Source organism: Bradyrhizobium diversitatis, from assembly GCF_016031635.1.
Lineage (GTDB): Bacteria > Pseudomonadota > Alphaproteobacteria > Rhizobiales > Xanthobacteraceae > Bradyrhizobium > Bradyrhizobium diversitatis.
The window spans coordinates 66,039-92,292 of sequence record NZ_JACEGD010000016.1; the positions used below are offsets into that span (position 1 = coordinate 66,039).

Below are 26,254 nucleotides of genomic sequence, written 5' to 3' on the forward strand. Positions count from 1 at the left end.
TTCACGGGCTTGCGAGCTGTTGCAGCGTGTTGAAGCGCGCCTTCTGCTCGCTGCTCAGCGTGGCGTAGAACTCGTCCAGTGCGGGTTCGACCAGCTTGGCGGCCGTCAGCATGGCCTCGAGACGGCGATGCATCGCCTCCAGCCGTCCGACCGGCGTCAGGGGCACATCGTTCGGACAGGCCGCCTGCAGGCCGTCAACGCCCTTCGCCGTCGCTTCGCTCAGGCGGTCGAGCGCCTCCTTCTGCTTGCCCGCAGGGTGGAGCACGGCCTCGATCCTTTGGATCGGCAGCTGCGTCAGGCTGGACTTGGGATCGCCGCAGCCCTCGGCACTGGCCTCCTGCTGCTGCGAGCGCTCGCCGACATTGGGGCCGAGCGCGTTGAAGCGGGCCTGCTGTTCGTCACTTAGCGAGTTGTAGAAGTTCTCCAGTGCTGGCCGCACGATCTTGACGGCCTCCAACGTCGCGCTGATGCGGTTCATCATCGCGCGCAGGCGGCCGGGCGGAGTCAGTGCATAGGTTTCCGCACAGGAGTCCTTGAACACGGCGGCAGCGTTTGCCGCCGCGGTCTTCAACTCGTCGAGCAGCGCGCGTTGCTCCGGCGTCGGCTGCACGGCTCGCGCGATATCGGCAAGCGGCCAGGCGGTGACGCCCTTGTCCGGCGTGCTGCACAATTGCTGGAGCGTCTGCGGGCTCACGCTGGCGCGCAGCCGCGTGCGTCCGCCGCCGGCTTGCGGATAGTCGTACGGATCGGTGCTGGCGTAGGCGGCATAGGGGCCGTCGCCACCCCAGAACACGGTATCGACGAAGTCGTCATAGGCGTACGCCCAATAGCCGGGCTCGTAAGCATAGGACCAGAACGTGTAGTTGAAGATGTCGGAATAGGCGTAAGGCCAGAACACCGGCCCAAGCCACGCCACGAACGCGGCGGGATGGCGGTGACGCCAGGCCTGCCGGGGAGCCCAGCCGCTTTGGCGCGTGGTGAGCGCCGCCTGGGCTAGAGCAGGGGCCTGCTCGCGGAAGGGCTCGGCAAACCGTCCACGCTGGGCGGCCTCCACTGCGGCCGCAGCCGCCCGCCCGGCGGGAGCCTGGAGTCCAAGCCGCTGCTGGCGCGCCAGATCGCTTTGCTGCGCGCGCTGCTCACGCTGAAGCAAGCGGTTCTGCGTCTGGAGCGTGCGCTGTTGCTCGCGCAACGCCCGCGCGCTTTCCGGTTTCTGCGTCTGGAGTTGCTGCACGCGCTGCTGCAGGCGATCGATACGGGCCTGGCGCTCCGTGGTCTGCCGCGACAGCATCTCGCGCTGCCGCTGCTCGACTTGCTGCGAGCGCTGTTGGATACGTTGCTCGCGTTCAAGAAGACGGCTCTGCGACTGCAGCAACCGCTGCTGCTGGTGTTGTGCCCTTGCGCCTTCCGGCTTCTGCGATTGCGATTGCAATTGCTGCACGCGCTGCTGCAAGCGATCGATACGGTCTTGGCGTTCCGCGGATTGGCGCGAAAGCATCTCGCGCGGCGGTCCCGCTCGCTCGCTCGCGGCCGGGGGGGCACTTGGGCGCGACGGGGCGGCGATATGCGGCGTCGGCCGCGGCGCCACGGCCGGACGTTGCGGCGATTCCGGCGGGCGATGGAATTCGCGCCGCGGCGCCGCCACCTGGGGGGCGGCTCGCGGGGCACTGAATTGTGGGCTCGAGCGCGGTGGCGGTGATGCCATGTGCGGCGCCGGACGTGGCGCCATCGCTGGCCGCTGCGGCATGGCTGGCGGTGCTGCCGGCCGAGCCATAGCCGGTGGCGCTGCCGGGCGGGCCATGGCCGGTGGTGCTGATGGCGGCGCTGCCGGCGCTGCGGCGGGGCCGGGCGGCCCGCCTCTTCCATGTCCCTGGCCGGGTCCTTGGGCGAGCGCGCCGGCACTCGCCGCCAGCATCGAGACACCGACTAAAACAGCCGTAAGGCAAACGCCACGCGGAAGCATGATCTTAGCTCCCAGCTCATAATCGCCCACAACGTTTCAACGCGCAGGTTGCGGAATCGTTCGTTGCTGGCGGCGGCCGGCATGCGATCTTCGGACGCAGGCAGTCTCAGGAGAAGTCCTGCGTCAGGGTGGTGGCGAGCCGCTCCAGCGCCCAGTCGACCTGGTCGCTTGTGATCACCAACGGCGGGGCGATGCGGATCGTTTGCTCATGGGTATCCTTGGCGAGGATGCCCTTGCCCTGAAGCGCCTCGCAGTAGCGGCGAGCGCGGCCAGCTTCGGGATGCAACTCGACCGCCAGCATCAAGCCGCGCCCGCGAACCTCGCGGATCGTATTCGCACGAATGTCTTGCAAGCCTTTCAGAAAGCGCTCGCCCTGCCTGGCCGCGTTCTCGATCATGCCTTCCTCGACCAGCACGCGTATCGCTGCGCGGGCCACGGCGCAGGCAAGCGGGTTGCCGCCAAAGGTCGAGCCATGCTGCCCGGGTCGCAAAGTCCCGAGCACGTCGTTGTTCGAGAGCACGGCCGACACCGGATAGAAGCCACCGGACAGGGCCTTGCCGAGCAGCGTCACGTCCGCCTCGATTCCCTCGTGCTGTTCGGCGAGCAGTTTACCGGTGCGACCGAGCCCGGTCTGGATCTCGTCGAGCACCAGCATCACGTTGTTTGCGATGCAGAGCTGGCGCACCTCAGTGAAGTAGCCGGCCGGAGGAATGATGACGCCGGCTTCGCCCTGGATCGGCTCGACCAGAAAGGCGACCGTGTTTGGGGTGATCGCCTCCTCCAGCGCCGCGGCGTCGCCGAACGGGATGATCTTGAAGCCAGGCGCGAACGGCCCGAAATGTGTGCGTGTCTCAGGGTCGGTTGAAAAGCCGACGATGCCAAGCGTGCGCCCGTGAAAATTGTTGGCGCAGACGATGATCTCGGCCGCACCGTCCGGCACGCCCTTCACCTCGTAGCCCCATTTGCGAACCGCCTTGATCGCGCTTTCGACCGCCTCGGCGCCGCTGTTCATCGGCAGCACCTTGTGGGAGCCGGTGAGCGCGGCGATCTCTTCGTAGAACAGGGCGAGCTGGTCGTTGTGGAAGGCCCTCGAGGTGAGCGTCAGCCTGTGCGCCTGTTCGATCATCGCCGCCAGGATCTTGGGGTGGCAGTGGCCCTGGCTGACCGCCGAATAGGCCGAGAGGCAATCGAGATAGCGGTTGCCTTCGGTATCCCAGACCCAGACACCTTCGCCGCGTGACAGGACGACCCCGATCGGCGCGTAATTATGGGCGCCAAAGCGTGCTTCCGTTGCGATGAGATCAATGACCGACGCGCTCATCTGTCGTCTCTCTCCATTGCTGCGCGCCGGCGTCAACCGACCGCTCCGGCGGCCCTCAACCTGATTTGGGTATCGCTCTGCCGTCTTGGAAGCCTTCATGCCCCGATCGCGTGGTGGGGCCCGATCTGCTCGAAATGTCAGATGGTTCTGCGGAACCACAGGGCCTCGTTCGCCGACACGCCCTCTACTGTGCATGGGGTTGTTTTCGACATTTTGCTCTGGACCCCTCAGTCGATCGCGCAGGGCACGCTCAAGAACCCGCGGAACCGGACCCGTCCGCCCCGGACCGGCTGCCCGCTCACGGCATAGTTCGGGAAGCGCGCCAGGAAGCGCGAGATCGCGATCGCGCCTTCCAGCCGCGCCAGCGCCATGCCGGCGCATTGATGTGCGCCGGTGGCGAAGGCGAGGTGCCGGTTCGGCGTGCGCGCAATATCGAAGCGCTCCGGGTCTGGAAACTGCGCGGGATCGCGGTTGGCCGCGCCAATGCACAGCGTCACCGACGTGCCGGCATCGAGCACGACGCCGCCGAGCTCGACGCGCTCCGTGGTCATGCGATTGCCGAGCTGGTTCGAGCTCTCATAGCGCAGCATCTCCTCGAGCGCCGTCTTGATCATGTCGGGGTTGTCGATCAGCCGCTGCTTCTGGTCGGGATGACGGTCCAGCGCCACGAGGCCGTTGCCGATCAAATTGGTGGTGGTCTCGTGCCCGGCGTTGAGCAGGAAGATGCAATTGTGCAGCAGCTCCTTCTCGCTCAGCCGCTCGCCGTTCTCCTCTCCCTGGATCAGCCGCGTCAGCACGTCGCGCTCGGGGTTGCCCGGCTTTGCGCGCCGCCGCGCCACCAGCGTCTGCAGATAGGCGAGGAAGTCCGCCACGGCCTTGTTGCCGCGCGCGCCTACCTCGGGCGACACCACGGGTTCGAGCGCGCCGAGGATCGCCAGCGACCAGTCGCGCAGCGGCCCGCGTTCCTCGTGGGGAACGTCGAGCAGATTGCCGATCACCTCGATGGGAATGGAGGCCGCGAAATCCTCGATCAGCTCGAAAGCGCCCTTGGCGGCGATGGTGTCGAGCAGGCCGTCGACCAGCTTGATGAGGTCGGCCTCCATGCCCGCGATCGCGCGCGGCGACAGCGCCCCCATGATCAGGCGGCGCACGCGGGTATGGGACGGCGGGTCGTTGAAGACGAGACTGGTGGTGTGGTGCTCGTAGAGCGGGGTGTCGCCGTATTTCGGCGCGAACTCGCGCTTCTTGTCCGAGCTGAACGATTTGGTGTTCTTGTAGGTGGTGACGAGGTCGTCGTAACGGGTCAGGAACACGGTGCCGTTCGGCAGGCGCTTGACCGGCTCGTTCTCCCGCAGTGCACGATAGGTCGGGTAGGGGTCGTCGTAGAACTCCGGCGTCAGCTTCTCGAGGTCGAAGCTGGCCGCCAGCGCCTTCGCATCTGCGTTCATCCCGTTATACTCGCCGGTTAAAGCCGATATGCCGTTTTTGTTGTTCTGGTCGGCGCATGCATGCGTCTACAGTCTTTGCACCTTGCTAGCCGACCGGACAGGAAAATGCACGCACGCGCTGACGCTGCCGACACGGCCCCGAACTGGCCCGACGATATCTTCGCGACATTGCAGCGCTTCGACGTCCGGCAGGTGCCTTATGTGCCGGACGCCGGCCATTCCAGGCTGATCCAGTGCGTGCTGGACTCCTCCACGATGCGCGGCATTCCGCTGACGACGGAGGAGGAAGGGGTGGCGCTGCTCGCCGGCGCCTGGGCCGGCGGACAGCGTGGCGTGCTGCTGATGCAGTCGAGCGGCGTCGGCAATTGCATCAACATGCTGTCGCTGATCCCGATCCTGCGCTTTCCGTTCCTCACGCTCGTCACCATGCGCGGCGAATGGGGCGAGTTCAATCCGTGGCAGGTGCCGATGGGATCGACCACGCAGGGCGTATTCGAGCTCTCCGGCGTCAAGGTGCTGCGCGCCTCGAATGCCGCCGAGGTGCCCGCGGTGCTCGAAGCGGCCGCGGCGCAGGCTTACAACGCGCTCACCCCGACTGCCGTCCTTCTGTCGCAGCGCCTGATCGGCGCCAAGGTTTTCACCAAATGAGCAAGGCCAATCTCCTCGACCGCCGCCAGGTGGTGTCCGCGCTGCTCGCGGACCGCAAGGACGTCGTCGCGATCGGCGGCCTCGGCGCCTCCACCAACGACATGTGCGCCGCCGGCGACCATGCCCGCAATTTCTACCTGTGGGGCGGCATGGGCGGCGCCGCGATGATCGGGCTCGGCCTCGCTCTGGCGCAGCCGAAGCTGCCGGTGCTGGTCATCACCGGGGACGGCGAAATGCTGATGGGGATGGGCAGCCTTGCCACCATCGGCCTGCAAATGCCGCCCAATCTGTCGATCGCAGTGCTGGACAACGAGGCCTATGGCGAGACTGGCGGGCAGACCAGCCACACCTCGGCCGCCGCCGACCTTGTCGGCATCGCCAAGTCATGTGGCATTGCGGACAGCCAGGCCGTCACGACCATGGCCGAGGTCGAGGCCTTTGCCAAAGCCGTCCACGACGTTTCCGCCGGCCCGCGCTTTGCCAATGTGAAGATCGACAGCGCCAGCCTGGAGCGGATCCTGCCAAGCCGGGATGGGACCTACATCCTCAACCGGATCCGCGGCGACCTCGGCTTCCAGCCGATCTAGCGAGGCGCTGTTCTCAGAGCGGGCGCCCTGCAAGCAGCCCGAGTGGTGGGGCGAATTTCCCCTGAATTTGCAACGCATTCAGGTTGCGATGCAACATAGTGCTTGACTTCTGCGTGGGTGAGTGTTTACTCACCCACCATGAGCTCATTGCGTATGACGAGTGACCTGAGGCGTCAATTGATCCTCGGCGCCGCAAAGCGCTGCTTTGCCCGACATGGTTACACCGGCACCACGACGAAGAGCGTGGCGGCCGCCGCTGCCATTTCCGAGGCGCTGCTGTTCAAGCATTTCCCGTCCAAGGCCGCGCTCTATGCAGAAATCCTCAGCGACGAATGCGAAGCGGATCCGGCGTTCATCGAGCTTCTCGAGCGGGAGCCCTCGACCGCCACGCTGGTCGAGGTGATCCGCAGGATGGTCGGGCATTTCCTGCACATTGCTGACGGTCCCGATCAGGAAGAGGCGCAGCGCCTGCGGCTGATGGCCACGAGCCATCTGGATGACGGCGAATTCGCGCGTTTGCTATATGCCAAGATCGAGACATTGATTGGGGCGGCTTTTGTCGGCTCGCTCGAGCGCGCCGTGGCCGCCGGGGATGCGCGGCCCTACGCTGGCGATCCGCTCAACCTGTTCTGGTTTGCGCATCATGCGGTGATGACCGCGGCGCTGACCAGGCTGCCGGCCACGCCTTGTCTCGCTTACGGCAAGGCGAACGACCTGGAGCGGCAGCTCTGTGAGTTTCTCCTGAGGGGTATCGGACTTAACGACGCCGCAATTGCTTCGCATCTGGGCCGCGATCAGGCCGCGGATGCCGGCAAGGCGGCGATTGCAGAAAGTGCATGACATGAACATCGTAACCGAACACAAGATTTCGGGCGAACCGATCGACAAGGCTCCCAAGCGTCCGGTCCGGCCGGTGCTCTGGTTCATCATCGTCGGCACGCTTCTCGCCGCGCTGGTCGGTGGACTCGTCTGGTTCAACTATTTCCGCGGCCAGATGATTCAGCAGTTCTTCGCCAACAACAAGCCGCCGCCGACGGCCGTCAGCGCGGCCGAGGCGAAGTCCGAGGTGGTGCCGAACCTGCTCACCGCGGTCGGCAGCCTTGTCGCCGTGCATCAGGTCGACGTCAGCGCCGACGTCAACGGCCGCGTCACGGAGATCAAGTTCGAGCCGGGTACGCGCGTCGAGGCCGGCACGCCGCTGGTGCAGCTGTTCGACGCGCCGGAGCAGGGCGACCTCGCCAATTACAAGGCGCAGGCGACCGTCGCGCAGCTGTCGCTTGACCGCGCCAAGCAACTGGCCGCGCGCCAGTTCGGTCCGCAGGCGACCGTCGATGCCGCGCAGGCCTCCTACGACCAGGCGCAGGCCGGCATCGCCAAGACCGACGCGTTGATCTCGCAGAAGCTGGTGCGCGCGCCGTTCTCCGGCGATCTCGGCATGCGCAAGGTCGAGGTCGGCCAATACCTGACGGCAGGTACGGCGATCGTGTCGTTGACCGATCTGTCGGAGCTGTGGGCCAACTTCACGGTGACGGAAAAGGATTCCGGCAACCTCAAGGTCGGCCAGACCGTCCGGCTGAAGGTCGATGCCTATCCGGGCCGCACCTTCGAGGGCAAGATCACCACGATCGAGCCGCAGATCGCGACCGATACCCGCAACATCCGCGTGCAGGCGACGATCGCCAATCCGGAGAAGATCCTCAAGCCCGGCATGTTCGTGACTACCACGGTCGTGCTGCCGGACAAGCCGGCCGTGATCACCGTGCCCGAGACGGCGGTCGACTACACCCTGTACGGCGACTCGGTGTTCGTGATCGCCGAGAAGAAGGAAGCGGACGGCAAGACCAGCCTCTCGGCGGTGCGCACCTTCGTGCAGACCGGCAACCGTGTCGATGGTCGCGTCGAGATCCTCAAGGGCCTGAAAGCGGGCGACAAGGTCGTCGCCCTCGGCCAGCTCAAGCTGCAATCGGGTGCACCGGTATCGATTTCGACCGACCCGACTCCGCCGATCCCGGCGCAGCCGCCGCGCTATTGACAACATCCTCACGTGATCCGGCCCCGCCGGATCACGTCTCTTGAGACCTAGAAATCCAGATCGGAAATCGAGATCGCCGCGATGGCCCTTACCGATATTTTCATCAAGCGCCCGGTCCTGTCGGTCGTCGTCAGCCTGCTGATCCTGCTGATCGGCCTGCGCGCGGCGATGGTGCTGCCGATCCGGCAATACCCGAAGCTGTCGAACACGGTCATCAACATCACGACCGTCTATCCCGGCGCGTCCGCGGACCTGATCCAGGGCTTCATCACCACGCCGATCGAGCAGGCAGTCGCCTCCGCCGAGGGCGTCGACTACATCACCTCGTCCTCCGTGCTCGGCACGTCGACGATTCAGGTCTACATCAAGCTGAATTTCGATCCGAACCAGGCGCTCACCGAGGTGCTGGCGAAGACGAACTCGGTGAAGTACCTGATTCCGAAGGAATCCAACGACCCGATCGTCACCAAGACCACCGGCCAGACCACGGCCGTGATGTATCTCGGCTTCTCGTCCGAGGAGCTGTCCGGTTCGGCGATCTCCGACTATCTGACGCGCGTGGTGCAGCCGGTGCTGTCGACCGTCGACGGCGTCGCCTCGGCCGACATTCTCGGCGGCCAGACCTTCGCGATGCGTCTTTGGCTCGATCCCGTGAAGATGGCCGGCCGCAACGTGTCGCCGGCCGACGTCGCCGCGGCAATCACCGCCAACAACTTCCAGTCAGCGGCGGGCCAGACCAAGGGCTATCTCATCGTCTCGAACGTCTCGACGAATACCGGCCTCACCGACGTCAACCAGTTCAAGAAGATGATCGTCAAGGCCAAGGACGGCGGCTTCGTGCGGATGGAGGATATCGCCACCGTCGAGCTTGCCGCCCAGAGCACGGACGCCAGCGTCGCCTTCAATGGCGAGCACGCGATCTTCATCGGCGTGCAGGCAACGCCGCAGGGCAACCCGCTGACGCTGGTCAAGGGTGTGCGCGCGCTGTTCCCTGAACTCGAGCGGAATTTGCCGCCGTCGATGAAGATGAAGGTCGCCTACGACTCCACCAAGTTCATCCAGTCCTCGATCGACGAGGTGGAGAAGACGCTGGGCGAAGCCGTGATCATCGTGATCGTGGTCATCTTCCTGTTCCTGGCTTCGCTGCGGTCGGTCATCATTCCCGTCGTCACCATTCCGCTGTCGATGATCGGTGTCTGCACCCTGATGCTGGCGCTGGGCTTCAGCTTCAATCTCCTGACCCTGCTTGCGATGGTGCTGGCGATCGGCCTCGTCGTCGACGACGCCATCGTCGTGGTGGAGAACATCCATCGCCACCTTGAGGAGGGCAAAACACCGGTTCAGGCCTCGCTGCAAGGTGCGCGCGAGATCGTGGGTCCCGTCATCTCGATGACGATCACGCTCGCGGCGGTGTACGCGCCGATCGGCTTCCTCGGCGGCCTCACCGGCTCGCTGTTCCGCGAATTCGCCTTCACCCTCGCGGGCTCGGTGATCGTGTCGGGCGTGATCGCGCTGACATTGTCGCCGATGATGTGCTCGATGCTGCTGAAGAACACCGAGGAAGGCCGTTTCGCGAAGCTCGTGAACCGGGTGTTCGGCGCGATGACGCGCTGGTATGGCCGCAAGCTCGATCGCTCGCTCGACTACAAGGCCATCACCGGCCTGTTCGCGGTGACGATCCTCGGGCTGGTCGGCTTCCTCTACATGCATACTTCGAAGGAGCTGGCCCCCGAAGAAGACCAGGGCATCGTGTTCGCGGTGACCAAGGCCCCGAAATACGCCAACATCGATTATCTCGATTTCTACGGCGAAAAGCTCGACAAGGAATTCGCGAAATTCCCCGAGACCGACCTGCGCTTCGTGCTGAACGGCATCAACGGCCCGCAGGGCGGCATCGCCGGCATGCTGCTCAAGCCCTGGGACGAGCGCACGCGTTCGTCGATCCAGCTCAAGCCGCTGGTGCAGGCCGAACTCTCCAAGATCGAGGGCGTGCAGGCCTTCGCCTTCAACCTGCCGCCGCTGCCGGGCGGCCCGGGCGGCCTGCCGATCCAGATGGTGATCAACTCCACCGCCGGGTTCCAGACGGTCTATGAGCAGATGGAGAAGCTGAAGGAAGCTGCGCGCAAGAGCGGCATGTTCATCGTCTCCGACAGCGACCTCGCCTACAACCAGCCGAACGTGACGGTGACGATCGACCGCACCAAGGCACAGGATCTCGGCGTCAACATGCAGAACCTCGGCGCTACGCTCGCGGTGCTGCTCGGCGGCAACTACATCAACCGCTTCAATCTCGAGGGCCGGTCCTACCAGGTGATTCCGCAGGTGCCGCGCGCCAAGCGGCTGTCGCCGGAATCGCTCGGCGGCTACTATGTGACGACCAATACCGGCCAGCAGCTACCTCTGTCGACGGTGGTGTCCATTGAAACCAAGACCGACCCGAATTCGCTGACTCACTTCAACCAGCTCAATTCGGCGACGTTCTCGGCGGTGCCGATGCCGGGTGTGACCGTCGGTGCGGCGGTGGACTTCCTCGAAGGCGAGGCCAAGAAGCTGCCGCAGGGCTTCAGCCACGACTATCTGGCCGACTCCCGGCAATATGTGCAGGAAGGCAATCAGCTCGCGATCACCTTCGGCTTTGCGCTGATCATCATCTTCCTGGTGCTGGCCGCGCAGTTCGAGAGCCTCCGCGACCCGCTGGTGATCATGATCTCGGTGCCGATGGCGATCGTCGGCGCGCTGATCCCGCTGTTCTTCGGCGCGGCGACCATGAACATCTATACCCAGGTCGGTCTGCTCACCCTGGTCGGCCTGATCACCAAGCACGGCATCCTGATGGTGGAGTTCGCCAACGAGCTCCAGGTCAAAGAGCGGCTCGACCGCCGCTCCGCCATCGAAATGTCGGCCCGCATCCGCTTGCGGCCGATCCTGATGACGACGGCCGCCATGGTCACCGGCCTGATCCCGCTCCTGACCGCGACCGGCGCAGGTGCGGCCAGCCGTTTCTCGATCGGTCTGGTCGTCGTGGCGGGCATGTCGATCGGCACGCTGTTCACGCTGTTCGTGCTGCCGGCGGTCTATGTGGTGCTGGCGACCGACCATCGCGCGGCGGCCGATTCGGAGCGGAACAAGCAGGTCAACGAACTCGACCTCGGCTCCAAGGCGCTGCGGCCGACCTGAGGCCGCAAGGCAACCCAGTCCAGGGGCGGCAGCGGTCATCCGCTGCCGCCCCTTTCGTTTGTTTCTCGCAAACCCTTTGCCGCGCTTGCGAGAGACAAGGTCCGGTCTTCTTGCTAGGTTCCGCGGGATGAGCCTTTCCGTCCACTCCGACACACCTCGAGCCGGGCCGCTGCCGAGCGCGGCCCAAGGCAAGGCGGCGTCCGGCGGAACGGCGGGCCGCGGAATCAGGATGCGGCTGTTCACCAAATACGTCGCGCTGTTCGTGGCCGTCGTCGCCATCGCTTTGCTCGCCAATGGCTTGTTCGAGGTCTTCTTCTATTATCGCGAGCACAAGGCTTCCCTGATCAGAGTCCAGCACGAGCAGGCCGAGGCGGCCGCGGCCAAGATCGGCCAGTTCGTCAAGGAGATCGAGAGCCAGCTCGGCTGGACCACGCAACTGCCCTGGTCGGGAAGTTCGATCGAGCAGCGCCGGTTCGATGCGCTGCGCCTCCTGCGTCAGGTGCCTGCCATCACCGAACTTGCCCAGGTGGATTCGACCGGCAAGGAGCGGTTGCGGGTCTCGCGGCTGGCGATGGACGCGCTCGATAGTGGGATCGACCTGTCGGCCGACCCGAAGTTCACCGAGGCGGTCGCGCACAAGGTTTATTACGGCCCGGTCTATTTCCGCCGGGAGTCCGAGCCCTACATGACGCTGGCGCTGGCCGGCGCCCGCAAGGATGCCGGCGTCAGCATCGCGGAGGTCAATCTCAAGCTGATCTGGGACGTTGTGTCCCAAATCAAGGTTGGCGAGCACGGACACGCCTACGTGGTCGGTCCGGAGGGACGACTGATCGCGCATCCCGACATCAGCCTCGTCCTGCGAAATACCGACATGTCCGGACTCCCCCAGGTACGTGCCGCGCTGGCCGGGAGCGGTACCGTCCCCGGCGCGCTTTCCGAAGCGCGCAACATCCAGGGCCAGCAGGTGCTGACCGCATCGGCCCCGATCGAGCCGCTGCATTGGACCATGTTCGTCGAGTTGCCGGTCGAGGAGGCCTATGCCGCGCTCTATGCTTCATTGCAGCGGCTTGCGATCGTGCTGCTCGCAGCATCGATTTTCGCGGTGCTCGCCGGGATCTTCCTGGCGCGCCGCATGGTCGTGCCGATCCAGGCCCTGCGCAGCGGCGCCGAGCGGATCGGGGGCGGCGATTTCTCCCAGCGCATCTCGATTAGAACCGGCGACGAGCTTGAAGGGCTCGCCGACCAGTTCAACGACATGGGTGCACGCTTGCAGGAATCCTATGCCGACCTCGAGAACAAGGTCGAGCAGCGGACGGCGGAGCTCCGCCAATCCCTCAACGATCTGCGCACCGCGCAGAACCGCCTGATCCAGACCGAAAAGCTTGCGTCTCTCGGCCAACTCACCGCCGGCATCGCTCACGAGATCAAGAACCCGCTCAACTTCGTCAACAATTTCTCCGCAGTGTCGACGGAGCTGATCGACGAGCTCAACGAAACGTTGCGATCCGCCGCTCTCGACGGCAAGACGAAGGAGGAGGTCGAGGAGCTGACCGGCATGCTCAGGGGCAACCTCGAGAAGGTGGTGCAGCACGGCAGACGCGCCGATTCCATCGTGCGGAACATGCTGCTGCATTCACGCGAAGGCTCCGGCGAGCATCGCGCCGTCGACATCAATGCGGTTGTGGAGGAAAGCCTCAATCTGGCCTATCACGGCGCGCGGGCCGAAAGGCCGGCATTCAACGTCACGCTCGAGCGCGCGTTCGATCCCGCTGCCGGCATGGTCGACATTTATCCGCAGGAGATCACGCGCGTCTTCCTCAACCTGATCTCGAACGGCTTCTACGCGGCGGCCAAGCGCAAGGAGACCGAGGGGGACAGCTTTGCGCCCACCTTGAGCGCGACAACGAAGGATCTCGGCGGCAGCGTCGAAATCCGGATCCGCGACAACGGCACCGGGATTCCGCCCGAGGTGAAGGAGAGGATGTTCAACCCCTTCTTCACCACCAAGCCGGCTGGCGAGGGGACGGGGCTCGGTCTGTCCATGAGCCATGATATCATCGTGAAACAGCACGGCGGCACGATCGACGTGAACACCGAGCCCGGCGTATTCACCGAATTCATCGTCACCCTGCCGCGGGCGATGGCAACAGGCGGCACGACTGACAGCACACCTGACAGCACACCTGGCAGTACACTTGGAGGCAAGTCTTGAACGTTTACATCCTGGTCGTCGATGACGAGCCCGACGTCGAGGCGCTGTTTCGGCAACAGTTCCGGCGCGACCTGCGCGCCGGCCGCTTCCAGATGGAGTTCGCGCTCTCGGCCCCCGAGGCGCTGAAGCGCGCGGCCGAGGTTCGCGATCCCTCACTGATCCTGATCCTGTCTGATATCAACATGCCCGGCATGAGCGGGCTCGACATGCTGCCGAAGGTGCGTGCCGCGCATCCGGATGTGCCCGTCATCATGATCACGGCCTACGGCGACGCCGAGACGCGCCGGAAGGCGATCGAGCGCGGTGCCGTCGGGCTTCTCACCAAGCCGATCGACTTCGCGCTGCTGCGGCAGGAGATCGACACGAGGCTCGAGCAAGCCGCATGACTGCGACCATCCTCTTCGTCGACGACGAGCCTGACCTCGAGGCGCTGATCCTGCAGAAATTCCGCAGGCAGATTCGCGATGGGAAGCTCGCTCTCATATTCGCGCGCGACGGCCTGGAGGCGCTGGAGTCGCTCGAGCTGAACCCGCAAGTCGACATGGTGGTTTCCGACATCAACATGCCGCGGATGGATGGGCTGTCGCTGTTGGCGAGGCTCCAGGAGGCCGAGGACAAGAAGTCGACCATCATCGTCTCGGCTTATGGCGACATGAGCAATATCCGCATCGCCATGAACCGCGGCGCTTTCGACTTCCTGACCAAGCCGATCGACTTCGCCGATCTGGAGACCACGATCGAGAAGACCATTCGTCATGTGGAGATGCTGCGCGAAGTGCGGCGGCGCCAGATGGAAGCCGAGCGCGCTTATGCCTCGCTGTCGCGCTTCTTCTCGCCGGAGATCGCAAGGCGCTTGGCGGCGGATGTCCAGGGTGACGGCATGGAGGTGCATTGGCGCGATGTCGCCACCCTCTTCACCGACATCACCGGCTTCACCTCACTGGTCGAGTCCGCGGCCCCGCAGACACTGGGCGAGCTTCTCAACGAATATTTCGGCGGCATGACCGAGATCGTCTTCGCTCATGAGGGGACGGTCGCCAAGATCATCGGCGATGCGATCCAGGTGCTGTTCAATGCGCCCGGCGACCAGCCGGACTATGCGACGCGTGCAGTCGCCTGTGCCCATGACCTCGACGCCTGGGCGGAGGACTTTTCGGCGCGCTGGAAGGCGAGGGGCGTGAATTTCGGGACCACCCGCATCGGTGTCCATGCTGGCCCCGCGCTGGTGGGCAATTTCGGCGGCAACCGCTTCTTCGACTACACGGCCTATGGCGACACCGTCAATACGGCAGCGCGGCTGGAGGCGGCCAACAAGTATCTTGGAACGCGTATCTGCGTCAGTGCCAGCGTGGCCAAGGGGGCCGCGAACTTCCATGGTCGGCCCGTGGGCGACCTGATGCTGCGCGGGCGCAGCGAGCCGCTGCGTGCGTTCGAACCGCTGCCCCAGGCGAAATTCGAAGCCCCGGCGACGGCGCAATATTCCGAAGCTTTTGCCAAGATGGAGGCAGGCGATGCCGCCGCCATGCCGGCCTTTGCCGCGCTGGTCGGGATGCACGCCGACGATCCGCTGGCCGGTTTTCACCTGAGGCGTCTGCTCAACGGCGCCAAGGGCACTCGCATGCAATTGGAATAGGAGTCCGTCATGACGCGCGAATTCTCCGCCGGAAACTATCGTTTCATTCCATCTGTGTTCCAGTATTCCGCCGGCGCCGTCGCGGACGAGGGTTATGAGATCGAACGCGTCCGGTTCGACCGCCTGGTGCCGCTCGCTGAAGGATTTGCGCTGGCCGCAAAATTCATCCAGGAGGCGGGGCGTCCATTGACGGCATTCTGTGCCTGCGAGCTGCGCTCGCCGGCGGCCTTCAGCGAGGAGGGCTTTCGTGCGTTCAACCTGCACTATGTGAAGACGTTGTCCGAGTGGGGCATCTTTGACGGCACGACCAATCCGGTGGCGCGCAGCAATGTCTGCCCGGAGATCGATCCGCCGTCAGAGCCGTCCTTCTACGCATTCTCCTTCACGCGACCGACGCGATCAAACACGCCCAGCTTCGTCATCGCCGGCGGCGCGGAGGCACGCGAGGGTAGCGGTACCTATGTCGAGCGCACCGTGCGCTACCGCGACCTCAGTCCGGAAGGCTTGCGGGAAAAGGTTCGCTTCACCACGACCTCGCAGATGGAGAGCCGGATGGCCGCCTTCGGCTTCGGCTGGAAGGACACGACCGGCGTGCAGGCCTATTCCGTGCACGACTTCCACCACGCGCTGGTCGACGAACTGGTCCGCCGCGGCGCCTTGCGCTCCGGCCTGACCTGGCATTTTGCCCGGCCGCCGGTCGTCGATCTCGAATACGAGATGGATTGCCGCCGCGTGATGCGCGAGGTTGTGATCTAGAGCGTTTTCGAGCGAAGTGGACACCGGTTCGCGTCAAGAAAACGCGTCCAACCAAGAATCTAGAGCCCCGTTCCGATTCCATCGGAACGGAAAAGGCTCTAGCGCTGCCGCGGATCGAGCGCGTCGCGAAGGCCGTCGCCGAGCAGGTTCAGCGACAGAACCACGAGGAAGATCGCGAGGCCCGGCCAGATCGCCATCCAGGGCGCCTGCGTCAGGAAGCGTTGCGCGGCGTTGAGCATGCTGCCCCAGGACGGCGCGGGCGGCTGCTGGCCGAGGCCCAGGAACGACAATGCGGCTTCCGCGATGATGGCGGCGGCGATCGAGAGTGTCGCCTGCACCAGCAGCGCCGGCAGGATGTTCGGCAGGATATGGGAGAACGCGATCCGCCACGGCGGATTGCCAAGCGCCCGCGCGGCCTCGACATAGTCCTCGGCCTTGACGACCAGCACCTGGCCACGGGTCAGGCGGATGAAGATCGGGGTCGCCGAGATGCCGATCGCGATCATGGCATTGCCGAGGCTCGGCCCGAGGAATGCGGCGAGCGCGATCGCCAGGATCAGGAACGGGCAGGCCAGCATCGCATCGGTGATCCGGCTGATCAGCGCGTCGGTGAAGCCGCCGCGATAGCCGGCGAGAAGGCCGAGCGGCACGCCGATGCCGAGCGCGATCGCGACCGAGATGAGACCCGCGAGGAGGGAGGCGCGCGCGCCGTAGATGACGCGGCTCAGGATGTCGCGGCCGAGCTCGTCGGTGCCGAACCAGTGCGCCGCCGTCGGCGGCTTGCGCACCAGGCTCCAGCTCGTCGCGATCGGATCGTAGGGAACGACGAGTGGCGCGAGCGCCGCAAGGAGGATGAATACCGTGATCACGACGAGCCCGAACACGGCCGCCTTGCGCTTGAACAGCCGCCGCCGGGCGCGGCGCGCCGGGCTGTCCAGCTCGTAGGCTTGGGCGGCGGGGCTGGCGGGCAGCGCAGTGTCGGTCATCGCCTAGCCCCTCAGCCGCGGATTGACGAGGACATAGGCGACGTCGGCGACGAGGTTCAAGGTAATGTAAACCGTGGCCGTCACCAGCACCACGCCCTGCACCACGGCGTAGTCGCGATTGAACACGGCGTCCACGATCAGCTTGCCGAAGCCGGGAATGGAGAAGATCTGCTCGGTCAGCACCGCGCCCGACAGCAGCGTGCCGAGCTCGAGCGCGCCGAGCGTGATGATCGGCGTCAGCGCATTGCGCATGGCGTGCTTGAGGATGACCGAGCGCTCGGAAAGACCCTTCGCGCGAGCGGTGCGGACATAGTCGCTCTCCAGTACCTGGAGCATGGCGCTGCGGGTGTGTCGCATCAGGATCGCGGAAATCGCGTTGCCGAGCACGAAGGCCGGCATGATGGTGGCGGCGAGACTCGCGCGCCAGTCCTCGGTTAGCGGCACGTAGCCCGAGGCCGGCAGCCAGCCGAGCTTGATCGAGAACAGGAAGATCAGGAGGATTCCGAGCCAGAAATTCGGCGTCGAGATGCCCCAAAGCGCGAAAAGATTGGCGCCATAGTCCCATGCCGTGCCTTTCTTCACAGCGGAGATGATTCCGGCGGGAATGCCGATGCAGAACGCGATCAGGATCGCCATCGAGCCGAGCTGCAGCGTCACCGGCAGTTTCTGTGCGATCAGCTCGCGCACCGGCATCTTGTTGCGCAGCGACTCGCCGAAATTGCCTGTCAGCACGCCGCTGAGCCAGTAGACGTACTGCACCGGGATTGGCTGATCGAGCTTGTACTGCTGGCGGATCTGCTCGATCACGGCGGGATCGCGCTCCTCGCCGGCCATCACGAGCGCGGGATCGCCGGGCAGCAATTGCTGCAGCGAGAAGATCAGCACCGACACGAAGAACAGCGTCGGTACGATCTGCGCGATCCGGCGGGCGAGGAAGTTCAGCATGGTGCGGCTTGTGTCCCGGGCGCTGCGTGACATGCAATGTTGCGCTGCTGAACCGGGACCCAATGGCCGCGGTTCGCTGCTGCCGTGGGTCCCGGCTCCGCGGAGCAGCGCTTATGCGCTGCACCGCGTCCGGGACACGCCATCGTCGTCATCAGATCGATCACTTGAACTTCAGCCCGACCACGCGCACGAGCCCATCGGGCATCTGCCGGTAGCCGTCGAGCTTCTTGGTGTGCGCGATCAGAAGCGTGCGGTGATAGATGTAGATGATCGGCAGGTCGTCGAGCAGGATCTTGGTCAGCTTGGCGTAGATCGCCTTGCGCTCGTCGACGTTCGCTGTCGCTCGCCCTTCTTCCAAGAGCTTGTCGGCCTCGGGGTTGGAATAGCCTCCGTCATTCTGAGGCGCCTTGCTGCGCATGAAGATGTAGGAATTACCGTCGGGATCGATGCGACCGCTCCAGTTGATCTGGAACACCTGGAACTCGCCAGCCTGCGCCTGCTTGAACGTGGTCGCGAACTCGACGGCACGGATCTTGATGTCGAAGCCGGCTTCCGCCGCCATCGACTGGACGACCTGGGCGACGGCCTCGTTCTCCGCGCCCTTCGGGATCATGTAGTCCACCGTCACCGGCAGGGTGACACCCGCTTCCTTCAGCAGCGCCTTGGCCTTGGCAACGTCGCGGCCGCGAACCGGGAATGCCTTCTGGTAATAGGGATGCGTCGGGCTGACCCATTGATTGCCCGGAGTGAACTCTCCGTTGAACACGACTTGGTTGAGAGCCTCGCGGTCGATGGAAAGGTCGAGCGCCTGACGGACTTTCGCCGACTGGCTCAGCGGGCCCTTGTTCTTGTCGTTACCGATGTTGATGGTCAGGCCGAGATAGCCAAGCTCCGGCGCGGTCGACAATACGAGCCGGGAATCGGCGCGGACGTCCTTGATGTCGGTGGCGAGCACGCGTTCGATCAGGTCGAGAGCGCCGGATTTCAGATTGGCGAGGCGCACGGTGGCGTCGACGATCGGCTGGAACACGACGCGGTCGATGTGGATGTTGTCCTTGTTCCAGTAGTCGGCGAATTTCTCGAACACCATGCGGTCCTGCTGGACGCGTTCGACGAACTTGTATGGACCGGCGCAGACCGGATGCAGGCCGAACTTGTCACCGGCCTCCTTCGCAGCCTTGGGCGAGACCATCATGCCGGAGCGGTCGGTGAGCTGGGCGATCAGCGGCGAGTAGGGCGTCTTCAGCACCAGCTTGATGGTGAGAGGATCGACCACCTCGACGTGGTCGACGCTGGCGAGCTCGGACTTGCGGAACGAGGTCGGCAGCGTCATGTGACGCTCGATCGAGAATTTCGCGGCTTCCGCGTCCAGCGGTTCGCCGTCGTGGAATTTGACGCCGGGCCGAAGCTTGATCGTCATGGCCTTGCCGTCGGCCGATGTCTCGTAGGACAACGCCAGCTGTGGCACGATGTTGAGCTTCTCGTCGATGTCGAACAGCTTGTCACAGAACGCGGAGAAGACGATGCGACCGACATAAGTGCGGCCGATGCTGGGATCGAGGATGTCGGGGTCTTCGGCGATGCCGATGCGAAGCGTGGTCTGCGCCTGGGCTGTGCCCGCGAGTGACGTCAGCAATGCCGACGCCAGGATTGTCAAACGCATAAAGCTCATCGTTCTCAACCTCTGTTTCACGGCGATGTTGGGGCCGCCCCCAATGAACGAACCCGGCCGCCGCGTGCTGCTTCCGGCCCGCCGCTGAAGGCTGCGACCAGTTTTTCCAGGACCGGCGAGAAGCCGCCGTCCATGGGGACGATCGCCTCCGAGGAGGGCAATTCCGATGTTCGGTGGCAGGCCGTTGCATGTCCGATGCCATCCGGCTTGAGCTGGGGCATTTCGCTGCGGCAGCGGTCGATGACATAGGGACAGCGGGTGTGGAAGCGGCATCCCGGCGGCGGATTGAGCGCGCTGGGGATCTCTCCCTGCAGCACAATCCGGCTGCTCTTTGCTCGCGGTTTAGGCACGGGGATCGCGGACAGCAGCGCCCGGCTGTAGGGATGGCGCGGCGCGGCGAACAGCGCGTTCGCCTCCGCGGTCTCGACGATCTGGCCGAGATTCATCACCGCGACGTGGTCGGCGATGTGCTTGACCACGGCGAGGTCGTGCGAAACGAAAATGTAGGCGAGACCGAGCCGGTCCTGCAGCTCACGCAGCAGGTTCAGGATTTGCGAGCGGATCGAGACGTCGAGCGCCGAGACCGGCTCGTCGCAGATGATTAGCTTCGGCTCGACCGCGAGTGCGCGCGCGATGGCGATGCGCTGGCGTTGACCGCCGGAGAATTCGTGCGGGTAACGCCGGGCGAGGCGCGGCTCCAGCCCGACCAGCCGCAGCAGCTCGGCGACACGCTCGGATCGGCGCGACGCCGGAACGAGATAGTGCAGCGTCAGCGGCTCGGTCAGGATCTGCCCGACCGTCATGCGCGGATTGAGGGAGGCGTAGGGATCCTGGAAGATGATCTGCGCCTCGCGGCGGAAGGCGCGCAAGCCGTTGGCGTCGAGCGAGAGCAGGTCGCGGCCGTCGAAGCGGACCGCGCCCGCATCCGGCTCGATCAGCCGCAAGACCAGACGGCTGACGGTGGACTTGCCGCATCCGGATTCGCCGACGAGGGCCAGCGTCTTGCCGGCGTCGAGCGAGAACGAAACGCCATCGACGGCCTTGACGTGCGCCAATGCGCGGCCGAACAGCGAGCGCTCGGCGACGAAATGCTTGACCAGGCCCTCGACCTCGAGAAGAGAGCTCATTGCTTCTGCACCCCGCAAGTACCGATCTCGTGTCCCGGGCGCGGCGCAGCACGAAGTGTTGCGACGCTGAACCGGGACCCAGATTGCCGCCACATGGGCCCCGGTTCAGCAGCACACCACCGCGCTGCGCTTGTGCTGCGCTGCGCCCGGGGCACGAGACGGGAGAACGAGGCCATCACGACACCAGGAGTTCGAGCGGCGCGCGGATACAGCGCGAGAGGTGACCGGGGCCGACTTCCAGCAGCGGCGGCGGCGCCTTCGTACAGGCATCCAGCATGAAGGGACAGCGCGCGGCGAAGCGGCAGCCGGCGGGAGGCTGCGCCATGTTCGGAACCATGCCTTCGATCGTCGCAAGCTGCTCGGCCCGATGGTCGAGCCGCGGGATCGAGCCGAGCAGACCGACCGTATAAGGATGCTGCGGAGCCGAGAACAGCTCGTCCACCGGCGCGCGCTCGACGATCTCGCCGGCATACATCACGGCTACCTCATCGCAGACCTCGGCGACGACGCCGAGATCGTGGGTGATCAGGATGATCGCGGCGCCGCTCGCCGCTTTCAACTCGCGCATCAATTCCAGGATCTGGGCCTGCAGGGTGACGTCGAGCGCGGTCGTCGGCTCGTCGGCGATGAGGAGGCGCGGGTCGCAGGCCAGCGCCATCGCGATCATGACGCGCTGGCGCATGCCGCCTGAGAGCTTGTGCGGATACTCGTCGATGCGCCGCTCGGGCGATGGGATGTGGACGCGGCGCAGCAGCTCGAGTGCGCGGTTCCGCGCACTCTTCCGCGAGCCGCCGCGATGGCGCAGGATCGTTTCGGTGATCTGGTCTCCGATCGTGAAGCTCGGGTTGAGCGAGGTCATCGGTTCCTGGAAGATCATCGCCAGCCGGTTGCCGCGGAGGTCGCGCAGGATCTGGTCCGGGGTCTTCAACAGGTCGAAACCGTCGAAGCGGATCGCGCCTGATATCTCGGCGCTCTGCTTCGGCAAGAGGCCCATGATGGCCAGCGACGTCACGCTCTTGCCGCAGCCGGATTCGCCGACGAGGCCGAGCGTGGCGCCATGGGCGACACTGAGATCGACGCTGTCGACGGCGTGCGTGACGCGGCCGTCGTCGCCGTGAAAGCGGATGCGCAGATCCCTGATCTCGATGAGGGGACTTGGGCTCATGATCGCCTTGCCCGCGCTGCTGCGATGCTGGCGTCGATGACGCTGCGATCGGTGTTGCCGGCCGGGTTCTGCCGCGTCGGCATGGACGCGCGGAAATGCACCCAGAGCTCGTGGCTGACTCGCTCGAGCCGTTCGAGTTCGCCCAGCGGATCGGGATGATCGTCGGCGCGAATGTCGAGCGCCGGCCATTCCTCCTCGCCGTGGATCAGGAGCGCGGCGGACTGCTTGCCGCGCTTGTCCCCGCCGGCGGCTTCGCCCGCGCGCATCGCCGCGAGCAGGCGGCGCGGGAAGGGGAGGCTGTCATTGGCGATGTAGGTCTTTGCCGTCTCATCGAGCACGTCGGCGCGGGCGAGCATGTTGCCTGCGATCGAGAAGCCGCTGCCCGCGATGTGACCGCACCAGTCGACACAATCGCGCCCGGTATGCGCGGCGATCTCGCCGCTGGCATCCATGATGTGGATCTGGCGGCTCTCGCGGCCGTCGTCGGTCGCGAGCAGGGTGGCGAGCACGTCATGCGCGTTCAAACCTTCGCGCAGCAGCTTGACGCCGTCGATGCCGTAATAGGGGTTGACGAAGGCCTGCGTTGCGATAGCGCCGACACCGGCGGCGATGTAGGGGACCCTCGCGCCGACGGCGAAGAAGCGGGTCGCTACCGCAATGCCAAACTGGCCGGTGGCAGGGTCTCGCGCGATGATCGACCAGGTCATGTGCTACCTTCAGCGTCCTGCGGCGTAGCCCTGCATGCCGCGGGGATTGGCGGCGGCGCGGCGGCGCACGCCGACGCGCGAGGCCGCGGTAAGGCGGCCTTCCGACCAGTCGGGACCGACCTCGACGATATGCCCGCGCTCGCGCAGGTTCTCGATCGTCGCCTTCGGCACGCGGTTCTCGACCACGAGCACGCCGGGGCGGGCGGTGCGCGGCCAGAACGAGATCGGGAAATGCTCGGAGTGCCAGGCCGGCGCGTCGATTGCCTCCTGGAGATTCAGATTGCAATGAACGTGGCGCAGGAAGAACTGCGTGATCCACTGGTCCTGCTGGTCGCCGCCGGGCGAGCCCCAGGCGAGATATGGCTCGCCATCGCGCAATGCCATGGTCGGCGACAGCGTCGTGCGTGGCCGCTTGCCCGGCGCGAGCGCGGCGGGATGACCTTCCTCCAGCCAGAACATCTGGGCGCGGCTGCCGAGGCAGAAGCCGAGCTCGGGAATGATTGGCGAGGATTGCAGCCATCCGCCCGATGGCGTCGAGGACACCATGTTGCCGGCCTTGTCGATGATGTCGAAATGCACGGTGTCGCCGCGCACCTCGCCGAAGCGCCCTACCGTCGGCTCGCCGGCACCGAGCGCGCCGACGGCCTCGCGCTGGCCCTCGGCGCGGCGCAGCTTGACCTCGCCGCCAAAGCCTTCGACTGAACCGGGGAGGAGATCGAGCGAAGCCTTGTCGGTGATGAGCTTGCGCCGCTCGTCATTGTAGGCATCCGACAACAGCGTTCCGATCGGAATCTCGTTGAACTTGGGATCGCCATAGAATTTCTCGCGGTCGGCGAAGGCGAGCTTGGCACATTCGATCTGGAGATGGATGAATTCCGGTCCGGTCGGGTCGAGCCCGTCGAGCGCAAAGCCCTTCAACAGAGCGAGCTGTTGCAGCGTCACCGGCCCCTGGCTCCAGACGCCGGCCTTGCAGACGGTGTAACGGCCGTAATCGTAGGTGAGCGGCGCCTCGATCGTCGGCTGCCAGCGTGCCATGTCGTCGGCCGAGAGCACGCCGCGATGCGGCGAGCCGCTGACGTCCATCACCTCCTGCGTCCGGCAGAACTTGTCGATGGCTTCCGCGACGAAACCTTGCGACCAGGCTTTGCGCGCGCGTTCGATCTCGGCGTCGCGGCCCCCACCGCCGCTCTCGGCTTCGCTGAGGATGCGGGCGTAGGTTGCGACCAGCGTCTTGTTGGTGAAGAGCGTGCCGGGCTTCGGCACCTTACCGTCTGGAAGATACACCGCGGCCGAGGTTGGCCAATACTTGCGGAACAGCTGCTCGACGGTCTGGATCGTGGCGCAGGCGCGTTCGACCAGCGGATAGCCGTCGCGGGCGTAGGAGATCGCAGGCTCCAGCACGTCGCGCACGCGCATCGTGCCGTAGTCTCGCAGCAGCATCATCCAGGATTCGAAAGTGCCGGGAACGCAGGCGGCGAGCAGGCCGGTGCCGGGCACCATGTCGAGGCCTTCGCTTCTGTAATGTGCGATGGTGGCGCGCGCGGGTGCCGGGCCCTGACCGCAAATCACCTCGGGGCGGCCGCGCTTCACGTCGTGAACGATGATGGGGACGTCGCCGCCGGGACCGTTCAAATGCGGCTCGACCACCTGGAGCGTGAAGGCGGTGGCGACGCCGGCATCGAAAGCATTCCCGCCCTTTTCCAGGATGGCCATGCCGACGGCGGTCGCAATCCAGTGCGTGGTGGCGACGACCCCGAACGTGCCTTCGATCTCGGGCCTCGTCGTGAACGGATCGGGATTGATATTGCTGCCCATGAACTTCACCACCTTATTTCCGGCGCGCGCAATTGATCACAGGGCCACGCTGCCGCCAAATGCGCAGGCTGCATGGCACGCGCGCGTCACGCCGGGACCGGCGCGGTGTTGACGGCGTGGCAGGCGACGCCGTCGATCAGTTCCGGCGTCTCCTTGCGGCAGAGATCGAACGCCAGCGGACAGCGCGGATTGAAGGCGCAGCCCGGGGGCGGATTGATCGGGTTCGGGATCTCGCCCTTGACCGGAATGCGCTGGCGGCCGCTCATGGCGAGATCGGGCACCGCGCCCAGCAGCATCTTGGTGTAGGGCATGCGCGGGCGGGCAAACAGCTCGCGTCCTTCCGCGATCTCGACGATGCGGCCGAGATACATCACGCCGACGCGGCTCGCCATGTGGCGGACCACGGCGAGGTTGTGGCTGATGAACATGTAGGTCAGGCCGAACTTGTCCTGGAGGTCGCGCATCAGGTTCAGGATCTGCGCCTGCACCGAGACGTCGAGCGCCGAGGTCGGCTCGTCGCAGACGATGAACTCGGCGTCGGAGGCGAGCGCGCGCGCGATCGCGATGCGCTGGCGCTGGCCACCGGAAAATTCATGCGGAAACTTCAGCCGGTCGTCGGGATGCAGGCCGACGAGGCTGAGCAGCTCGCCGACGCGGGCCTGGATGTCACGTTCGCCCTGGATCAGGTCGAAGGCGCGGATCGGCTCGGAGATGATGGCGTCCACGCGGAAGCGCGGGTTCAGGCTTGCATAGGGATCCTGGAAGATCATCTGAATACGGCGACGCAGCTTGCGCCGCGCCGGCGCCTGCCGCGGATCGGTCATCGAGACGCCGTCGATCAGGACATCGCCGGAACTTGGCGGCAGGAGACCGACGACCATCCGCGCCACCGTGGTCTTGCCGGAGCCGGATTCTCCGACCAGAGCAAACGTCTCGCCCTTTCTGATGTCGAAAGTGACGCCATCCACCGCCTTGAGGTATTCGAGGTGACCACCTTCGAGCACGCGGTTGAGCCAGGGTTTCGAGACGTCGAAAACGCGCCGCAGATTGGTGGCCTGGACGAAGGGAATGCTCATGCCGCGCTCTCCGCCGGCATAGTGTCGTAGAGATGGCACGCGACCGATTGCGCGCCGCGCGGCAGCGGCTCCGGCCGCTCCACGCGGCAGCGATCGAAGGCGAAGGCGCAGCGCGGATTGAACGAGCAACCATGCGGGATCGCCGACAGCCGCGGCATGGAGCCGGGAATCTGCACTAGGCGCTTGTCCTCGCCCGCAAGCGTCGGGATCGCCCCCATCAGGCCCTTGGCGTAGGGATGCAGCGGGTTCCGCACGACATCCTGCACCGGGCCGATCTCCGCGATGCGGCCGGCATACATCACCGCGACGCGGTCCGAGGTTTCCGCGATCACGCCCATGTCGTGGGTCACCAGCATGACCGCAGTGCCATGGTCGCGCCCGAGCCGCTTGATCAGCGAGATGATCTGGGCCTGCACGGAAACGTCGAGCGCGGTGGTCGGCTCGTCCGCGATGATCAGCTCCGGCGCGGCACAGATCGCGAGCGCAATCACGACGCGCTGGCGCATGCCGCCGGAGAATTCGTGCGGATAGCCGTCGATGCGCTTTTCGGGTGCGGGAATGCCGACTTCGGCGAGCAGGTCGATGGCGCGGCGGCGCGCCGCCTGCTCCGACAGATTGAGATGCGTCCGGATCGTCTCCACGATCTGGTCGCCGACCCTGTACAGCGGATTGAGCGAGGTGAGGGGATCCTGGAAGATCATCCCGATGCGCTTGCCCCTGATCCGGCGCATCTGCTCCGGCGGCAGATTGTCGATGCGCAGGCCCGCGAGACGAATCTCGCCGCCGGCGATGCGGCCGGGCGGATCGATCAGCCCGATTACCGAGAGGCCGGTGACGGACTTGCCGGCGCCCGATTCGCCGACGACGCCGAGCACCTCGCCCTTGGCGATGTCGAAGGAGACGTCGTCGATGGCGCGCAACGTGCCTCGGCGGGAGGCGAACTCCACCTGGAGGTTGCGCACGGAGAGAACGGGTTCGGTCATGGGC

General features: G+C 65.4%; 22 protein-coding genes. 10 read left to right on the top strand and 12 right to left on the bottom strand.

Annotation, left to right across the window (positions count from 1 at the left end; translation table 11 throughout):
* Position 1 precedes the first annotated feature (1 nt).
* Positions 2-1,150: a Spy/CpxP family protein refolding chaperone gene (locus tag H1B27_RS18710; RefSeq protein WP_246515516.1), complete on the bottom strand. Its 1,149-nt coding sequence runs from the start codon at positions 1,148-1,150 to the stop codon at positions 2-4.
* Here H1B27_RS18710 and H1B27_RS40185 point away from each other — a divergent pair.
* Positions 1,121-1,696 carry a hypothetical protein gene (locus tag H1B27_RS40185; protein ID WP_246515517.1) on the top strand — a complete coding sequence of 192 codons (576 nt, stop codon included), beginning with the start codon at positions 1,121-1,123 and terminating at the stop codon, positions 1,694-1,696. The two genes, H1B27_RS18710 and H1B27_RS40185, sit on opposite strands and share 30 nt — an antisense overlap.
* 370 nt (positions 1,697-2,066) lie before the next feature.
* Here the strand turns inward: H1B27_RS40185 and rocD are convergent, their stop codons facing one another.
* Both rocD and H1B27_RS18720 read right to left on the bottom strand, forming a co-directional pair.
* On the bottom strand, positions 2,067-3,281 hold the full coding sequence (gene rocD / locus H1B27_RS18715; RefSeq protein WP_061878203.1) for an ornithine--oxo-acid transaminase: 1,215 nt from the start codon (positions 3,279-3,281) through the stop codon (positions 2,067-2,069).
* Positions 3,282-3,508: 227 nt separating this feature from the next.
* Entirely contained in the window at positions 3,509-4,729 is a 1,221-nt protein-coding gene (locus H1B27_RS18720) for a cytochrome P450 (RefSeq protein WP_197967058.1), read from the bottom strand.
* Between the two features lie 105 nt (positions 4,730-4,834).
* Here H1B27_RS18720 and H1B27_RS18725 point away from each other — a divergent pair, with 105 nt between their 5' ends.
* From H1B27_RS18725 to cnbZ, 9 genes are all read left to right on the top strand, one after another.
* Positions 4,835-5,377 (top strand): phosphonopyruvate decarboxylase, encoded by a 543-nt coding sequence (locus tag H1B27_RS18725; protein WP_197967059.1) that lies wholly within the window; start codon positions 4,835-4,837, stop codon positions 5,375-5,377.
* Complete coding sequence (locus H1B27_RS18730; protein WP_197967060.1) at positions 5,374-5,964, top strand: thiamine pyrophosphate-dependent enzyme; 591 nt, start codon at positions 5,374-5,376, stop codon at positions 5,962-5,964. Before H1B27_RS18725 ends, H1B27_RS18730 begins: the two co-directional genes overlap by 4 nt.
* Before the next feature lie 138 nt (positions 5,965-6,102).
* Entirely contained in the window at positions 6,103-6,804 is a 702-nt protein-coding gene (locus H1B27_RS18735) for a TetR/AcrR family transcriptional regulator (RefSeq protein ID WP_061878200.1), read from the top strand.
* A gap of 1 nt (position 6,805) precedes the next feature.
* Positions 6,806-7,996 (top strand): efflux RND transporter periplasmic adaptor subunit, encoded by a 1,191-nt coding sequence (locus H1B27_RS18740; RefSeq protein WP_061878199.1) that lies wholly within the window; start codon positions 6,806-6,808, stop codon positions 7,994-7,996.
* Positions 7,997-8,077: 81 nt separating this feature from the next.
* Positions 8,078-11,173 (top strand): MexW/MexI family multidrug efflux RND transporter permease subunit, encoded by a 3,096-nt coding sequence (locus tag H1B27_RS18745; protein WP_061878198.1) that lies wholly within the window; start codon positions 8,078-8,080, stop codon positions 11,171-11,173.
* Between the two features lie 127 nt (positions 11,174-11,300).
* Positions 11,301-13,385: a sensor histidine kinase gene (locus H1B27_RS18750; RefSeq protein ID WP_197967061.1), complete on the top strand. Its 2,085-nt coding sequence runs from the start codon at positions 11,301-11,303 to the stop codon at positions 13,383-13,385.
* Positions 13,382-13,771, top strand: coding sequence for a response regulator (locus tag H1B27_RS18755; protein ID WP_024340065.1), 390 nt, complete (start codon positions 13,382-13,384; stop codon positions 13,769-13,771). The genes H1B27_RS18750 and H1B27_RS18755 overlap by 4 nt, the downstream gene beginning before the upstream one ends.
* Positions 13,768-15,018 carry an adenylate/guanylate cyclase domain-containing protein gene (locus H1B27_RS18760; RefSeq protein WP_061878197.1) on the top strand — a complete coding sequence of 417 codons (1,251 nt, stop codon included), beginning with the start codon at positions 13,768-13,770 and terminating at the stop codon, positions 15,016-15,018. Before H1B27_RS18755 ends, H1B27_RS18760 begins: the two co-directional genes overlap by 4 nt.
* A gap of 9 nt (positions 15,019-15,027) precedes the next feature.
* Entirely contained in the window at positions 15,028-15,774 is a 747-nt protein-coding gene (cnbZ, locus tag H1B27_RS18765) for a 2-amino-5-chloromuconate deaminase CnbZ (RefSeq protein WP_194388754.1), read from the top strand.
* Between the two features lie 98 nt (positions 15,775-15,872).
* Here cnbZ and H1B27_RS18770 read toward each other — a convergent pair whose 3' ends face one another.
* From H1B27_RS18770 to H1B27_RS18810, 9 genes are all read right to left on the bottom strand, one after another.
* The gene (locus H1B27_RS18770) at positions 15,873-16,760 is read right to left on the bottom strand and encodes an ABC transporter permease (RefSeq protein ID WP_197967062.1); all 888 of its coding nucleotides are present in this window, start codon (positions 16,758-16,760) and stop codon (positions 15,873-15,875) included.
* A gap of 3 nt (positions 16,761-16,763) precedes the next feature.
* Positions 16,764-17,705 carry an ABC transporter permease gene (locus tag H1B27_RS18775; RefSeq protein WP_197967146.1) on the bottom strand — a complete coding sequence of 314 codons (942 nt, stop codon included), beginning with the start codon at positions 17,703-17,705 and terminating at the stop codon, positions 16,764-16,766.
* A 160-nt stretch (positions 17,706-17,865) separates the two neighbouring features.
* The gene (locus tag H1B27_RS18780) at positions 17,866-19,377 is read right to left on the bottom strand and encodes an ABC transporter substrate-binding protein (RefSeq protein ID WP_197967063.1); all 1,512 of its coding nucleotides are present in this window, start codon (positions 19,375-19,377) and stop codon (positions 17,866-17,868) included.
* Between the two features lie 17 nt (positions 19,378-19,394).
* Entirely contained in the window at positions 19,395-20,504 is a 1,110-nt protein-coding gene (locus H1B27_RS18785) for an ABC transporter ATP-binding protein (RefSeq protein WP_061878193.1), read from the bottom strand.
* A gap of 175 nt (positions 20,505-20,679) precedes the next feature.
* Complete coding sequence (locus H1B27_RS18790) at positions 20,680-21,669, bottom strand: ABC transporter ATP-binding protein (RefSeq protein WP_197967064.1); 990 nt, start codon at positions 21,667-21,669, stop codon at positions 20,680-20,682.
* Entirely contained in the window at positions 21,666-22,376 is a 711-nt protein-coding gene (locus H1B27_RS18795; RefSeq protein ID WP_061878191.1) for a DUF1028 domain-containing protein, read from the bottom strand. The genes H1B27_RS18790 and H1B27_RS18795 overlap by 4 nt, the downstream gene beginning before the upstream one ends.
* 9 nt (positions 22,377-22,385) lie before the next feature.
* Positions 22,386-24,191, bottom strand: coding sequence for a gamma-glutamyltransferase family protein (locus H1B27_RS18800; protein WP_197967065.1), 1,806 nt, complete (start codon positions 24,189-24,191; stop codon positions 22,386-22,388).
* 86 nt (positions 24,192-24,277) lie between these two features.
* Positions 24,278-25,267, bottom strand: a complete 990-nt coding sequence (locus tag H1B27_RS18805; protein WP_061878190.1) for an ABC transporter ATP-binding protein — start codon at positions 25,265-25,267, stop codon at positions 24,278-24,280.
* Positions 25,264-26,250, bottom strand: a complete 987-nt coding sequence (locus H1B27_RS18810; protein WP_197967066.1) for an ABC transporter ATP-binding protein — start codon at positions 26,248-26,250, stop codon at positions 25,264-25,266. Before H1B27_RS18810 ends, H1B27_RS18805 begins: the two co-directional genes overlap by 4 nt.
* Positions 26,251-26,254 lie beyond the last annotated feature (4 nt).